Here is a 14,676-nt window from a genome sequence, read left to right on the forward strand (position 1 = left end):
CTCAGGCCGAGAGCGCCTGCCGCGCGGGATCGACGCAGGAGTGGCGCAGCACCTCCTGAAATTCGCGCAGCGGCAGCGGGCGGCCAAACAGATAGCCCTGCAGGTAGTCGACCCCCTTGCCCCTCAGATAGTCGGCCTGCCGGCGCGTCTCCACCCCCTCGGCCACCAGCGCGAGGCCGAGCCGGGTTCCCAGATCGATCACGTTGTCGACTATGTGCTCGGAGAGGGATTCGGTGCCGATCCTGCCGATAAATGACTTGTCTATCTTGAGATAGTCCACATGGAACTGCTGCAGATAGTGCAGGCTGGAGTGGCCGGTACCAAAGTCGTCGATGGCCAGCCTGACCCCCATCTCGTCGAGCCGGCGAAACAGCGCCAGCGTCCTGGGATCCGCCACCAGCAACTCCCGCTCGGTCAGCTCCAGCACCAGCACCACCTGGCCAGGCGCGAAGTGATCGAGGAAGCGCCGGCACCCGGCAAGCAGCGTCATGTCGCGGCAGTGGACGGCACTGATGTTGAAGCTGATGTGAAAGCCATCGGGCACCAGCTCTCGCGCCATGCTCAGCTCGCGGGCCACCTCCTCCATCAGCAGGGTGGTCATCGGCACGATCAGGCCGCTCGCCTCAGCCTGGGGGATGAAGAGATCGGGGCGGATCAACCCGGCCGTCGGGTGCTGCCAGCGCATCAACACCTCGCCTCCCATCACCCGACCACTCCCCGCCTCCACCAGCGGTTGCAGATAGGGTACGAACTCCCGGTTGCGCAGGGCACGGGCCAGCTCGATCCCGGGGGAACGGGGTCGCCCCAGCAACCACCAGATGAGCAGGGCAAAACCGAAGCAGATCCCCAGCAACAGCAGGATGGCCCAGGGACGGGTCTGCCAGAGGGAGCGCCAGAGCGAAGGGAGATCGTGCCCGGCATAGATGGAGAGCGGGTAGCGGGCAGAGCGGACCTCATGACCGGCCAGCATGGAAGGCGCCTGCGGCTCTTCACTCAGCACGCCCCGCTCATCCAGCCACTGTTTGCCTACGTGCAACAGCAGGGTGCAGGGGTGGCCACTCAGCACCAGCATGAAGCGCAGGTAGTCGCCGTCTATGGTGCTGAAGATGGCGCCCTTGCCCTCGCTGTCGCGCAGCGCCAGCAGGGGGTGATCGGCCCGCACCTGATTGCCGGCCATCAGCCGCAGCCGGCCACCGCTGTAGTGCTCGAGCCGATCCGGCCACTGGATAGCACCAAACAGCGAGTTGCAGTAGATCCCCTGCTCCCCCACCAGGTTGACGGTGCGCACGAAGGGCACCAGCGCCACCTGCTGGCGCAGGGTGAACAGGGCCTGCTCGCACGGTTTGTCAACGAAGGGACGCAAGGCCTGGTTGGCCTCCTCAGCGTGGGTCAGCATGGTCTCCATCAGGGTGACCGCCTGCCGGGCCGAGCGTTGCGACTGGCGATCCAGCGTCTGCAGATGACCGTGGTAGATGGTCCACAGCCCGAGCGAAAAGGGCAGCATGAACAGCAGCAAGGTGCATCCGAACCTTAGCCAGGTGCGGGAGAAATCCAGGTTGAGCGGCGACATCGACATGGCGGAACCATACAGCAAACATGGCAGCCCACCTTAACAGCCGATGCTGAATCAGGCCCTAACATGCGCAAAGATTGACCAACTGCTGACAGCGAGACAAACAAAAGCCCCGGCACGGGCCGGGGCTTGGAGTCAGTACGGATGCGCCCTGTCGGCGCCTCCCCTTATACCGCTTGCTGCAGGATCACCGCATCGGCCTTCTTGGTGTAGGAGGCGATCTCGTTGAAGTTGAGGTAGCGATAGGTGTCGGCGGCAGTGGCATCCAGCGACTTGGCATACTGCAGGTACTCGGCCACGGTCGGGATCTTGCCGAGGATGGCGGCAACCGCAGCCAGTTCGGCAGAAGCCAGATAGACGTTGGCACCCTTGCCCAGACGGTTCGGGAAGTTGCGGGTGGAGGTGGAGACCACGGAGGCCCCTTCCGCTACCCGCGCCTGGTTGCCCATGCAGAGGGAACAGCCCGGGATCTCGATGCGGGCACCGACCCGGCCGAAGATGCCGTAGTAGCCCTCTTCGGTCAGCTGATCCTTATCCATCTTGGTGGGCGGCGCGATCCACATGCGGGTCGGCAGCTCGCCCTGATACTTCTCGAGCAGTTTGCCGGCGGCGCGGAAGTGGCCGATGTTGGTCATGCAGGAACCGATGAACACCTCGTCGATCTGGTCGCCGGCCACGCTGCTCAGCAGGCGGGCGTCGTCCGGATCGTTCGGCGCACACAGGATAGGCTCCTTGATGGTGGCCAGATCGATCTCGATGATCTCGGCGTACTCGGCGTCCTTGTCCGCTTCCATCAGCACCGGATTCGCCAGCCACTCTTCCATCCCCTTGATGCGGCGGGTAATGGTGCGCACGTCGCCGTAGCCTTCGGAGAGCATCCATTTCAGCATCACGATGTTGGACTTCAGATACTCGATGATCGGCTCTTTATCCAGCTTGATGGTGCAACCGGCGGCGGAGCGCTCGGCGCTGGCGTCCGCCAGCTCGAACGCCTGCTCCACCTTCAGGGTCGGCAGACCTTCGATCTCGAGGATGCGGCCGGAGAAGATGTTCTTCTTGCCCGCTTTCTCGACGGTCAGCAGCCCTTTCTGGATGGCGGCGTAGGGGATGGCATGGACCAGGTCACGCAGGGTGATGCCCGGTTGCAGCTCGCCCTTGAAGCGCACCAGCACGGATTCCGGCATGTCCAGCGGCATCACGCCGGTGGCGGCGGCGAAGGCCACCAGACCGGAGCCTGCCGGGAAGGAGATGCCGATGGGGAAACGGGTGTGGGAGTCACCACCGGTACCCACGGTATCCGGCAGCAGCATGCGGTTCAGCCAGGAGTGGATGACGCCGTCACCCGGACGCAGGGAAACACCGCCGCGGTTCATGATGAAGTCCGGCAGGGTGTGATGGGTCTGCACGTCGATGGGCTTGGGATAGGCCGCGGTGTGGCAGAAGGACTGCATGGTCAGGTCGGCGGAGAAGCCGAGACAGGCCAGGTCTTTCAGCTCGTCGCGGGTCATCGGGCCCGTGGTGTCCTGGGAGCCGACCGTGGTCATCTTGGGTTCGCAGTAGGTGCCCGGGCGGATGCCCTTCACGCCGCACGCCTTGCCCACCATCTTCTGGGCCAGGGTGAAGCCCTTGCCGGTGTCGGCGACAGGTTGCGGACGACGGAACACGGTGGAGAACGGCAGACCCAGCGCCTCGCGGGCCTTGTCGGTCAGGCCACGGCCGATGATCAGCGGAATCCGGCCACCGGCGCGCACTTCGTCGATCAACACGTCGGTCTTCAGTTCAAACTGGGCCAGCACCTGGTCGGTGCCGTGCTTGCAGATCTTGCCCTGGTACGGGTAGATGTCGATCACATCGCCCATTTCCAGCTTGGAGACATCCACTTCGATGGGCAGGGCGCCGGCATCTTCCATGGTGTTGAAGAAGATGGGGGCAATCTTGCCACCGAGGCAAACGCCGCCGGCGCGCTTGTTCGGCACGAACGGAATGTCGTCGCCCATGAACCAGAGCACCGAGTTGGTGGCGGATTTACGGGAAGAGCCGGTACCGACCACGTCACCCACGTAAGCCAGCGGGAAACCTTTCTCTTTCAGGGCATCGATGGTCTTGATCGGGCCGATGACGCCATCCTTGTCCGGGGTGATGCCGGGACGGGCGTTCTTCAGCATGGCCAGGGCGTGCAGCGGAATGTCCGGGCGGGACCAGGCGTCCGGCGCCGGTGACAGATCGTCGGTGTTGGTTTCGCCGGTCACCTTGAACACGGTGACGGTGATCTTCTCGGCCAATTCGGGGCGGGAGAGGAACCACTCGGCGTCGGCCCAGGATTGCATCACCTGCTTGGCGTGGGCATTGCCGGCCTTGGCCTTCTCTTCCACATCGTGGAAGGAGTCGAACATCAGCAGGGTGTGGGAGAGGCCCTTGGCGGCAAGAGGAGCCAGGGTCGCGTCGTCCAGCAGGTCGATCAGCGGCTGAATGTTGTAACCACCCTGCATGGTACCGAGCAGCTCGACGGCTTCGGCAGCGGTGAGGATGGGAGAGTGGGCTTCGCCCTTGGCGACGGCGGTGAGGAAACCGGCTTTGACATAGGCCGCTTCATCAACGCCTGGGGGAATACGGGAAGACAACAGCTCTTTCAGAAAGTCTTGTTCACCGGCGGGCGGGTTCTTGAGCAGTTCGACCAGGGCGGCGACCTGCTCTGCGTCCAGAGGTTTGGCAACCACGCCTTCGGCGGCACGTTCTGCGACGTGTTTACGGTATGTTTCAAGCACGACTAATTCCTCTTTGGTCTTTTTTTGGGGTTCGCCCACGCTCGCGGCGATCGTCCTTGCGGGACACCCGTAGGGTGCCCCCCACTATATAAGTTTTAACGACTAATTAAAATCCAAAGCCTGTACAGATATTCATCAAAACAACATAACCATCTAAACTTGCTGATGTTTTACAAGTGGATAAATGGCACACCAGAAATAAGTTAACAAAAAGGCATCATTTTCCCGTTATTCGAACGTGCTGCCCAATTGCAGATAGAACATGTCGTTGCCCCCCTCCGCCATGCCGTAGCCGAGGAAGATGGGGCCGAGGAAGCTCTCCACCCCGACGTAGACGGAGCCGGCGGTGAAAGAGCTCTCCACGCTGATATCCCTGCCGCTGTTCCACACCCCACCCTGCTCGATGGAGCCCCCCAGATAGAGTGGGGCCCGCAGCGCGCCGAAGTCGTTGTCAGCCACCCGGTAGATGTAGCGCAGCCCGCCAAACAGGCTGTAGCGGCCGCTCAGCTGGTAGCGCTGGAAGCCGGACATGCGGAACAGTCCGCCCAGATCCTGCACGAACAGCGGGTACTCCTCCTGGGAGGTGGAGCCCCCTCCCTCCAGCAGCAGGTTGAGGCTATGTCTGTCCCAGGACCAGGGCTTGATCATCGCCAGGTGGTAGTTGACCCCCTCGTAGCGATCATTGATGTCACTGCTGTCATCCAGCCGGACGGCGGAGTAACCCCCCTTGATGTCCCAGTAGGCGCCCTGATAGGGGAAGTAGCGGCTGTCGAGGGTGTCGTGCTCGAAACGGACATAGGGGCCCCAGGAGGAGGCATCCACCTTGGCATCCGCCACGTTGCGAATGTCTATATCCCCCATTTTTCCCTCCAGCCCGAGCGAGAGACGGCTCCAGGGCTGACGATTCCAGCCCACCGCCAGATCGACGCTGGTGAAGCTGTATTCGGAATCGACATAGCTCACCCCATCGGCCGCCCGCGTCTCCTCGGGCATGAAGATGCGGCGCTGGGTCTTGTCATAGGCCAGGCTCGCCTCGCCGAAGAAAGTCTGGGAGGGCTCCAGCGGGGTGTAGAAGTCGGTCTTGAAGTGCTTGGCGGTACCGAGCGATGCCTCGGTCAGCCACTCGCCCCCCCAGTCGTTGACGTTGGTGAGGGTGTAGGACATGCCCACGTTGTAGTTGGAGCTGCTCTCGAAGTCATCGGAGAAGCCGAACTGGAAGTTGAGGTAGCCCGGCCCCCAGTTCTTCTCGCTGGCGTCGACCACCAGCACGTTCTCGCCACCCCGCTCCACCACCTCGTAGGTAATGCGATCGAACGACTCCAGCGCATAGAGCCGGCGAATGCCCGCCTCCAGGCTCTCGTTGGTCTGGATCTTGTCGGGGCGCACTTTCAGCATGGCGCGCACCGTCTCGTCGGAAAGACGGGACTTGTTGATGATCTCCACCTTGTCGATGTAGTAGGCGGGCTGGCCGCTGCGCTCGGCACGCCGGCTCAACTTCTGGTTGCGATAGGCGGCATAGGCGGCCGGCGAGAGGGAGAGCTTGTCGAGCCGGGCCGAGGCGCGGTTGGCCACCTCCTCCCCGAGCTTGATCCCCTCCGGCATCAGGGCGAAGTCGGCAATGCCCATGTTGCCGAACTCGGGCGTCAGCAGAATGTCGTCTGGCCCCATCAACGCCTTCTGTTTCTCGGTGCCGACCTGGGTCATGTAGGTGGTGAGCTGGTCGATCATGGCGAGCCCCGATTTCAGAGACTCGCGGGTGCGCAGCCTGGCGCTGATGTCCACCGCGATCACCACGTCGGCGCCCATCGCCTTGGCCACGTCCACCGGCATGTTGTTGACGGTGCCGCCATCGGCCAGGATGTGCCCCTCCCACTCCACCGGCTTGAGGGCGCCGGGAATGGACATGGAGGCCTGCATCGCCTTGGCCAGGCTGCCGTGGTCCAGCACGAAGGGGGTCACCGTCTCCATGTCGGTGGCCATGGCGCGGTAGGGAATGGGCAGATCGTTGAAGCTCTTCTGTACCGGCAGGTTGGAGGTGGCGTGGCGCAGCAGGCTGGCCATGGACTGGCCCTGGAAGAAGCCGTCGGGGAACTGGACCGAGTCGCCGTTGATGCCGATGTCGGTGCGCAGCTGGTACTGTTCGCTCTGCTGCTTCTTGCGCAGGGAGAGTTCGTCGCGCCCTACCTTGTCCTGATAGCCCTTGTTCCAGTCGATGGCCAGGGTGGTGCGCTCCACCTCTTCGGCGCTGAGCCCCATGGCGTACATGCCCGCCACGTAGGAGCCCATGCTGGTGCCCACTATGATGTCGACCGGGATGCGCTTCTGCTCCAGCACCTTGAGGATGCCGATGTGGGCCGACCCTTTGGCGCCGCCGCCGCTGAGTACCAGGGCAATTTTGGGCCGTTCGGGCTGGGCCGCCGCCATCAGCGGCAGACAGGCCAGCAAAATCAGGAACAGTGGGTTCCATCCTCGACGAAAGATGCGCATATGATTTTCCATTGAATCCAGGGCGAGCCAGCTAGGCAGTGAAGCCTACTATAAGGGGCGCAAAGCGAACCGCAACAGTTGGCACGGGTTATCGGCACGCATTCCGACGCAGGCGGGTACGACTCGGTCAGGCAGCGATGTGAGCGCAAACGTAATCCATCAATAAAGTGGGCCGGCCTATCAAGGGTGGCGCCGGGCTGCCGCTAATATGTGCTCAATCCCGCGTTCATCCATCCGAGTCACTCTTATGCTTGCAAGCCTGACACTCAAACAGAAAATCCTGGCCACGGTCACCCTCGCCGTGGTGCTCTCCTGCCTGCTGGTAGGCTACTTCAGCCAGCGCTCGGCCCAGCAACTGATCGAAACCCGCATGTTCGAGCAGGAGCTGCCCAACCTGACCCAGCGCATCGGCAAGGAGATCGAGAAGGATCTCACCTCGGTCGCCGGTGCCGCCAGGCAACTGGCCAACGATCGCTTCGTGCTGGACTGGGTCGAGCGCGGCATGCCCAAGGAGCAGGAGTCCATCCTCATCAACCAGCTCAAGGACATGACGAGCCAGTATGGTCTGGTCACCGCCTCCTTCGCCGATCGCCAGAGCGCCGCCTACTACAACCAGGATGGCTTCCTGCGCAACCTCACCCCGGAGCAGGACGCCTGGTTCTACGGCTACACCAAGAGCCAGCAGGACCTGATGCTCAGCATCTTTCGCGAGAGCAACGGCGAGGTGAAGCTGTTCGTCAACTTCCAGCAACTCAATGGCCGCGGCCTCGCCGGTCTCGCCAAGTCCCTCGACAGCATGGTCAGCATGCTCGCCAACTTCCGCATCGGTGACAGCGGCTTCGTCTTCATGACCGATGGCAGCGGCAAGGTGAAGCTGCACCCCGACGCCAGCCGCATCGACCGGGACAGCCTGACCCAGCTGGCAAGCGGCAGCGGCAACCTGCTGGCCAAGCAACCCTTTGCCGCCACCCACGCCGAGGTGGATGGTCAGCCGGTGGTGCTGGCCAGCAGCTACATCCCCCTGCTCGACTGGTACCTGGTGGCCCAGGTGCCAGAAGCGGAGATCTATGCCGAACTGGACCGCGCCCGTCTGCACATCCTGCTGGTAAGCCTGGCCATCGCCGCCGGCATGGGCCTGCTCGGCATGCTGCTGGCCGGCTCGGTGAGCCGCCCGCTCAACCAGCTGGCCCACCTGTTCCGCGAACTCGGCAGCGGCGACGGCGATTTGACCCAGCGCCTCAAGGTGGAAGGGCGGGATGAACTGGCCCAGGTGGCCACCGGCTTCAACAACTTCGTCGCCAAGATCCACGGCTCCATCGAGCAGGTGGCCGACAACTCCCGCCAGCTCGCCGCCACCGCCAACGAGGTGGCCGCCAAGGCCCAGCTGACCCAACACAACTGCACAGCCCAGCGGGATCGCACCGTGCAGGTGGCCACCGCCATCCACGAGATGGGGGCCACCGTGAGCGAAATCGCCGGCAATGCCTCCCTCGCCGCAGAGGTGGCGAGACAGGCCAATGAGCAGGCGGATGCGGGGGCCGACGTGGTCGCCCAGGCCCGCCACGGCATCGTCGGCCTCTCCGGCGAGATTGAAGGGGTGGCCGGGGTCATCGAGTCACTGGCCAGTCAGACCGACTCCATCGGCAGCATCCTCGACACCATCCGCAGCATCTCGGAGCAGACCAACCTGCTGGCGCTCAATGCCGCCATCGAGGCGGCCCGCGCCGGCGAGCAGGGCCGTGGCTTCGCGGTGGTGGCCGACGAGGTGCGCAACCTCGCCAGCCGCTCCGCCGCCTCCACCGCCGAGATCCAGGGCATGATCAACCGGCTGCAGGAGCAGAGCGCCCGTGCCGTCAGCGCCATGGCCCAGGGCCGCAACCAGAGCCTGGAAGTGGTCACCCAGGCCGATGCCGCCAACGGCGCCCTCGGCCAGATCACCGCCCATATCACCCAGATCAGCGACATGAACATCCAGGTCGCCACCGCCACCGAGGAGCAGTCCAGCGTGGTGGGCGAGATCAATCGCAACGTAGAGGACATCAACCAGCTCACCATGGAGACCGCCGACATCGCCCACCAGCTGACCGAGTCGAGCCGCAGCCTGCAGCACCTCTCCGGCGAGCTGGACAAGCTGGTCGGCAACTTCCGACTTTGAGGCTTTTGACATCACAAGGGGCGCATGGCGCCCCTTTTTGTTGGCCGTTTGTTAACAAAGGCTCAAGTTGGCGCCAGATCCGTCGATTTATACTGTGATAATTCACATCGTCATGATCAGCGAGGAGAGCCCATGCTAGAGGGTAAACTGACAATCAAGAGCCAGTTGATACTGGCTGTCGCCGTGCCCTGTCTGGCGCTGCTGCTGGTGGGCGCCGCCAGCCTTCGCAGCATGGGCGCTATCGAACGACAGGCCACCGAGCTCTACGAGAACACCGCCACCCCGATGCGGGCCATGGCAGAGGTAGTGTCGCGCATCCCCCGCATGCGGGTGGGGCTCGACATGATGCTGCTGCAAGAAACCTCGCTCAAGGATGAAAAAGGGGTGTTGACCCGGGTCAAGGAGACACGGGAAGAGGACATCCCCGAGATGCGCCAGGCCATGCAGCTAGCGGTCAACGCCCAGGTCGATCCTGCCGCGCGGCAAAATGCCCAGCAGCTGTTCGAACAATTCGAAGCGATGGAAAAGAGTGAGTTGCAGCCCATGCTGGCCGCCATGGAACAGGGTGACATGGAGAGTGCACGGCGCATCTACAAGGAGCGCTACGCGGTGACCTACGGCACCATGCGCAAGAGTGCCAATACCCAGCTCGACGAACTGATGAAGCTGGCCCAGCAGCGCCACGCCATCAGTCAGCAGAGCTTCGCACGGGGCGAAAGCCAGATGCTCGCCATCATAGGAGGCGCACTCGTCATCTGCCTGCTGGTCTCCTTTCTGGTACTGCGTGGCCTGCGCAATCGCGTCAGCTTCCTTCAGCAGTACATTGGCTATGCCGCCGAACACCTGGCGCTGGATTCCCGTGCCCAGCTGAAGGGCAATGACGAGCTGGCGGAGATCACGGTGAGCTTCAATCACTTCGTCAGCAAGATCCACAGCGCCATCGAGCAGGTAGCCCGCAACTCCCATCAACTGGCCGCCACCGCCGACGAGGTGGCCGCCAAGGCCCAGCTCACCCAGCACAACTGCACCGCCCAGCGGGATCGCACCGTGCAGGTGGCCACCGCCATCCACGAGATGGGGGCCACCGTGAGCGAAATCGCCGGCAATGCCTCCCTCGCCGCAGAAGTGGCGAGACAGGCCAACGAGCAGGCGGATGCGGGGGCCGGCGTGGTCGCCCAGGCCCGCCACGGCATCGTCGGCCTCTCCGGCGAGATTGAAGGGGTGGCCGGGGTCATCGAGTCGCTAGCCAGTCAGACCGACTCCATCGGCAGCATCCTCGACACCATCCGCAGCATCTCGGAGCAGACCAACCTGCTGGCGCTCAACGCAGCCATCGAAGCGGCCCGCGCCGGCGAGCAGGGCCGTGGCTTCGCGGTGGTGGCCGACGAGGTGCGCAACCTCGCCAGCCGCTCCGCCGCCTCCACCGCCGAGATCCAGGGCATGATCAACCGGCTGCAGGAGCAGAGCGCCCGCGCGGTCAGCGCCATGACCCAGGGCCGCAACCAGAGCCTGGAAGTGGTCACCCAGGCCGATGCCGCCAACGGCGCCCTCGGCCAGATCACCGCCCACATCACCCAGATCAGCGACATGAACATCCAGGTCGCCACCGCCACCGAGGAGCAGTCCAGTGTGGTGGGCGAGATCAACCGCAACGTGGAAGACATCAACCAGCTCACCATGGAGACCGCCGACATCGCCCACCAGCTCACCGAGTCGAGCCGCAGCCTGCAGCACCTCTCCGGCGAGCTGGACAAGCTGGTCGGCAACTTCCGGCTGTAACTTTTGGCGCTCACTTCATCACCCGACAGAGGGTGCTGCGGCGCCCTCTGTCGCCACCACGGCAAGCCGTGACGCAGGCGCTTTTGCGCCGCCTCCACCGACTTCTGAAAATGCCCCATAATCAGGAAAATGAGAGGAGGAGTTATGGGCAAGCTGGTAGTGATGATAGTGCTGGGGGGGCTGCTCAGCGCCTGCAGCAGCGGACCGGTACGGGTGCACAGTGCCGATGTGAGCGTCGATGACGCCCGCATCCGGGTCAGCGATGGCAGCAGGGACGGTTATGGCACCTTCTGCCCGCCCGGCCAGGCGAAGAAGGGGCGCTGCTGACAACCAGCCGCCTGCCGCTGAAAAACAAAAAGCCGCTCGATTGAGCGGCTTTTTCATGGAGCGGGAAGAGAATTACTTCTTCTTCTTGGCCTTGGCGTTCGGCAGGTCGGTGATGGAGCCTTCGAACACTTCGGCAGCCAGGCCCACGGACTCGTGCAGAGTCGGGTGAGCGTGGATGGTCAGCGCGATGTCTTCGGCGTCGGCACCCATCTCGATGGCCAGACCGATTTCACCCAGCAGTTCACCACCGTTGGTACCCACGATGGCACCACCGATGACACGGCCGCTCTCCTTGTCGAAGATCAGCTTGGTCATGCCGTCGGAGCAGTCGGACGCGATGGCGCGACCGGAAGCAGCCCACGGGAAGGTGGCGACTTCGAAGTTCAGGCCCTGTTGCTTGGCTTCCTTCTCGGTCAGACCAACCCAGGCCATCTCCGGCTCGGTGTAGGCGATGGACGGGATCACTTTCGGGTCGAAGTAGTGCTTCTTGCCGGCGATGACTTCGGCAGCCACGTGGCCTTCGTGCACCCCCTTGTGAGCCAGCATCGGCTGACCGACGATGTCGCCGATGGCGTGGATGTGCGCCACGTTGGTACGCAGCTGCTTGTCCACCTCGATGAACCCGCGCTCGGTCACGGCAACGCCGGCCTTCTCGGCATCCAGCATCTTGCCGTTCGGCACACGACCTACGGCAACCAGCACGTTGTCGTAACGAACCGGCTCGGCCGGGGCGTGCTTGCCTTCGTAGGAGACGTACAGGCCGTCTTCACGGGCTTCAACTGCGGTGACCTTGGTCTCCAGCATGATGTTGAATTTCTTGGCAACGCGCTTGGTGTAGATCTTGACGATGTCTTTGTCGGCAGCCGGTACCAGCTGGTCGGCAAATTCCACCACGTCGATCTCGGAGCCCAGGGAGGAGTACACGGTACCCATCTCCAGACCGATGATGCCGCCACCGATGACCAGCAGCTTGCCCGGAACGGTAGTCAGTTCCAGCGCATCGGTAGAGTCCCATACACGGGGGTCGTCATGGGGGATGAACGGCAGCTTCACCGGACGGGAACCGGCGGCGATGATGGCGTTGTCGAAGGTGACGGTGGTCTTGCCGTCGGCGCCTTCCACTTCCAGGGTGTTCGGGCCGGTGAACTTGCCGAAGCCGTTCACAACCTGGACTTTACGCATCTTGGCCATGCCGGCCAGACCGCCGGTCAGCTGGTTGATGACCTTCTCTTTCCACAGACGCACCTTGTCGATGTCGGTCTGCGGGGCACCGAAGACGATGCCGTGCTCGGCCAGCGCCTTGGCTTCTTCAATGACTTTGGCGACGTGCAGCAGCGCCTTGGACGGGATGCAGCCCACGTTCAGGCAGACGCCCCCCAGGGTGGAGTAACGCTCGACGATAATGGTATCCAGACCCAAATCAGCCGCACGGAAGGCAGCGGAATAACCGGCAGGGCCAGCACCCAGTACTACGACCTGGGTTTTGATTTCTTTACTCATCATGACCTCTTTGTCGTTCTTATATCCCCGGACAGCGCAGTCTTAAGCCAGGACAAGGCGGCTGCAGCCGTGAAAAAAACGGGGCAAGTTTACAATCCTGTTAACGAAATGAGAAGTAAAAAGGGCAGGCTCTGGGCCCGCCCTCTCACTTACAGGACCAGTCGACGGATGTCGGACAGCACGCCGTTCATGGTGGTGATGAAGCGGGCTCCATCGGCACCATCGATGACGCGGTGGTCGTAGCTCAGAGCCAGCGGCAGCATCAGGCGTGGCGCAAACTCTTTGCCGTTCCACTTCGGCTTCATCTCGGACTTGGAGACGCCCAGGATGGCCACTTCCGGCGCGTTGACGATCGGGGTAAAGCTGGTACCACCGATGCCACCCAGGCTGGAGATGGTGAAGCAACCGCCCTGCATGTCGGCAGCGGTCAGCTTGCCGGCACGGGCCTTCTTGGAGATCTCGGCCAGATCGCGAGACAGCTCCATGATGCCCTTCTTGTTGACGTCACGCACCACGGGCACAACCAGACCGTTGGGGGTATCCACCGCCACACCGATATGGATGTACTTCTTCATGATCAGCTTGCTGCCATCTTCGGACAGGGAGCTGCAGAAGCGCGGATGGGCTTCCAGCGCCTTGGCGGCGGCTTTCAGGATGAACACCAGCGGGGTGATCTTCACGTCTGCCTTCTGCTTCTCGAGCATCGCGTTCTGCTCTTTGCGGAACGCTTCCAGCTCGGTGGTATCGGCTTCGTCGAACTGGGTGACATGGGGGATCATGACCCAGTTGCGGTGCAGGTTCGGACCGGAGATCTTCTGGATGCGGGTCAGATCGACCTCTTCCACATCACCGAACTTGCTGAAATCGACCTTCGGCCACGCCAGCACACTCATGCCGTTACCAGTGCCTTGACCTGCAGCCGGAGCGGACTCGGCGCGCTTGACCGCATCCTTCACGTAGGCCTGCACGTCTTCTTTGACGATGCGGCCCTTGCGACCGGAGGCTTTCACCTTGGCCAGGTTGACGCCAAACTCGCGAGCCAGACGGCGAACCGCCGGAGAGGCGTGTACGTAGGCATCGTTGGCAACGAAGTCGGAGGCGGCAGCAGCCTGGGCAACCGGAGCAGGAGCAGCGGCAGCCGGAGCGGCAGCAACAGGTGCAGCGGCAGGAGCCGGAGCAGCCACGGCAGCCGGAGCGGCACCAGCCACTTCGAATACCATGATCAGGGAACCGGTGGAGACCTTGTCACCCGCCTTCACCTTGATCTCTTTGACCACACCGGCGAACGGCGCAGGCACTTCCATGGAGGCCTTGTCACCTTCCACGGCGATCAGGGACTGGTCGGCTTCAACCTTGTCACCCACGGCGACCATGATCTCGGTGACTTCGACTTCGTCGCCACCGATATCCGGTACATTGACCTCTTTGGCAGCGGCGGCAACCGGGGCAGCAGCAACGGGAGCGGCAGCCTGGGCCGGTGCAGCAGCAACGGCAGGGGCGGCGCCAGCCACTTCGAACACCATCACCAGGGAACCGGTAGAGACCTTGGCGCCAGCGGCAACCTTGATCTCGACCACGCGGCCCGCGAACGGTGCCGGCACTTCCATGGAGGCCTTGTCACCTTCCACGGCGATGATGGACTGGTCGGCTTCAACCATGTCGCCCACGGCAACCATGATCTCGGTCACGTCCACTTCGTCGTCACCGATGTCCGGCACGTGCACGTCTTTGCGAGCGGCAACAGCAGGAGCGGCGGCCGGTGCGGCTGCAACCGGTGCAGCGGCCTGGGCCGGCGCAGGTGCGGCAGCACCCTCGGCTTCGAAGATCATGATCTGGGAACCGGTGGCAACCTTGTCGCCCACCTTGATCAGGATCTCTTTGACGATACCGGCGGACGGGGCCGGGACTTCCATGGAGGCCTTGTCGCCTTCTACCGCGATGATGGACTGATCGAGTTCGACCTTGTCACCCACGGCCACCATGATCTCGGTGACTTCAACTTCATCGGCGCCGATATCCGGCACCATAATCTGTTTGGACATTGTGCTTTATCCTCTTGCGTGCATCCGCGTGACCGACTGCTGTCACGC

General features: G+C 63.0%; 8 protein-coding genes. 3 read left to right on the plus strand and 5 right to left on the minus strand.

The window, feature by feature from the left end:
- Position 1 precedes the first annotated feature (1 nt).
- From I6L33_RS01860 to I6L33_RS01870, 3 genes are all read right to left on the minus strand, one after another.
- Complete coding sequence (locus I6L33_RS01860; RefSeq protein ID WP_216973466.1) at positions 2-1,576, minus strand: EAL domain-containing protein; 1,575 nt, start codon at positions 1,574-1,576, stop codon at positions 2-4.
- Between the two features lie 164 nt (positions 1,577-1,740).
- Complete coding sequence (acnB, locus tag I6L33_RS01865) at positions 1,741-4,338, minus strand: bifunctional aconitate hydratase 2/2-methylisocitrate dehydratase (protein ID WP_005305603.1); 2,598 nt, start codon at positions 4,336-4,338, stop codon at positions 1,741-1,743.
- A 228-nt stretch (positions 4,339-4,566) separates the two neighbouring features.
- Positions 4,567-6,825 carry a patatin-like phospholipase family protein gene (locus tag I6L33_RS01870; protein ID WP_010635968.1) on the minus strand — a complete coding sequence of 753 codons (2,259 nt, stop codon included), beginning with the start codon at positions 6,823-6,825 and terminating at the stop codon, positions 4,567-4,569.
- A 247-nt stretch (positions 6,826-7,072) separates the two neighbouring features.
- On the opposite strand from I6L33_RS01870, the gene I6L33_RS01875 reads away from it, so the two are divergent.
- The 3 genes from I6L33_RS01875 (at position 7,073) to I6L33_RS01885 (ending at position 11,086) form a co-directional block, all read left to right on the plus strand.
- The gene (locus I6L33_RS01875; protein ID WP_216973467.1) at positions 7,073-8,980 is read left to right on the plus strand and encodes a methyl-accepting chemotaxis protein; all 1,908 of its coding nucleotides are present in this window, start codon (positions 7,073-7,075) and stop codon (positions 8,978-8,980) included.
- Positions 8,981-9,112: 132 nt separating this feature from the next.
- Positions 9,113-10,759 carry a methyl-accepting chemotaxis protein gene (locus I6L33_RS01880; RefSeq protein WP_017779058.1) on the plus strand — a complete coding sequence of 549 codons (1,647 nt, stop codon included), beginning with the start codon at positions 9,113-9,115 and terminating at the stop codon, positions 10,757-10,759.
- A gap of 144 nt (positions 10,760-10,903) precedes the next feature.
- Positions 10,904-11,086, plus strand: coding sequence for a hypothetical protein (locus I6L33_RS01885; RefSeq protein ID WP_005305619.1), 183 nt, complete (start codon positions 10,904-10,906; stop codon positions 11,084-11,086).
- Between the two features lie 72 nt (positions 11,087-11,158).
- On the opposite strand, the gene lpdA is transcribed toward I6L33_RS01885, so the two are convergent.
- Positions 11,159-12,586 (minus strand): dihydrolipoyl dehydrogenase, encoded by a 1,428-nt coding sequence (gene lpdA, locus I6L33_RS01890; RefSeq protein ID WP_005305622.1) that lies wholly within the window; start codon positions 12,584-12,586, stop codon positions 11,159-11,161.
- A gap of 149 nt (positions 12,587-12,735) precedes the next feature.
- Entirely contained in the window at positions 12,736-14,628 is a 1,893-nt protein-coding gene (gene aceF, locus I6L33_RS01895) for a pyruvate dehydrogenase complex dihydrolipoyllysine-residue acetyltransferase (RefSeq protein ID WP_043171612.1), read from the minus strand.
- Positions 14,629-14,676: the final 48 nt, after the last annotated feature.

This window comes from Aeromonas sp. FDAARGOS 1403 (genome assembly GCF_019047325.1).
In the GTDB taxonomy this organism is placed as follows: Bacteria; Pseudomonadota; Gammaproteobacteria; order Enterobacterales; family Aeromonadaceae; genus Aeromonas; species Aeromonas dhakensis.

Bases quoted from the DNA above. Each gene is read 5' to 3' on its own strand.
- I6L33_RS01870 (WP_010635968.1), bottom strand. From the start codon at position 6,825: ATGCGCATCTTTCGTCGAGGATGGAACCCACTGTTCCTGATTTTGCTG.
- I6L33_RS01860 (WP_216973466.1), bottom strand. From the start codon at position 1,576: ATGTCGATGTCGCCGCTCAACCTGGATTTCTCCCGCACCTGGCTAAGG.
- I6L33_RS01880 (WP_017779058.1), top strand. From the start codon at position 9,113: ATGCTAGAGGGTAAACTGACAATCAAGAGCCAGTTGATACTGGCTGTC.
- aceF (WP_043171612.1), bottom strand. From the start codon at position 14,628: ATGTCCAAACAGATTATGGTGCCGGATATCGGCGCCGATGAAGTTGAA.
- I6L33_RS01885 (WP_005305619.1), top strand. From the start codon at position 10,904: ATGGGCAAGCTGGTAGTGATGATAGTGCTGGGGGGGCTGCTCAGCGCC.
- lpdA (WP_005305622.1), bottom strand. From the start codon at position 12,586: ATGAGTAAAGAAATCAAAACCCAGGTCGTAGTACTGGGTGCTGGCCCT.
- I6L33_RS01875 (WP_216973467.1), top strand. From the start codon at position 7,073: ATGCTTGCAAGCCTGACACTCAAACAGAAAATCCTGGCCACGGTCACC.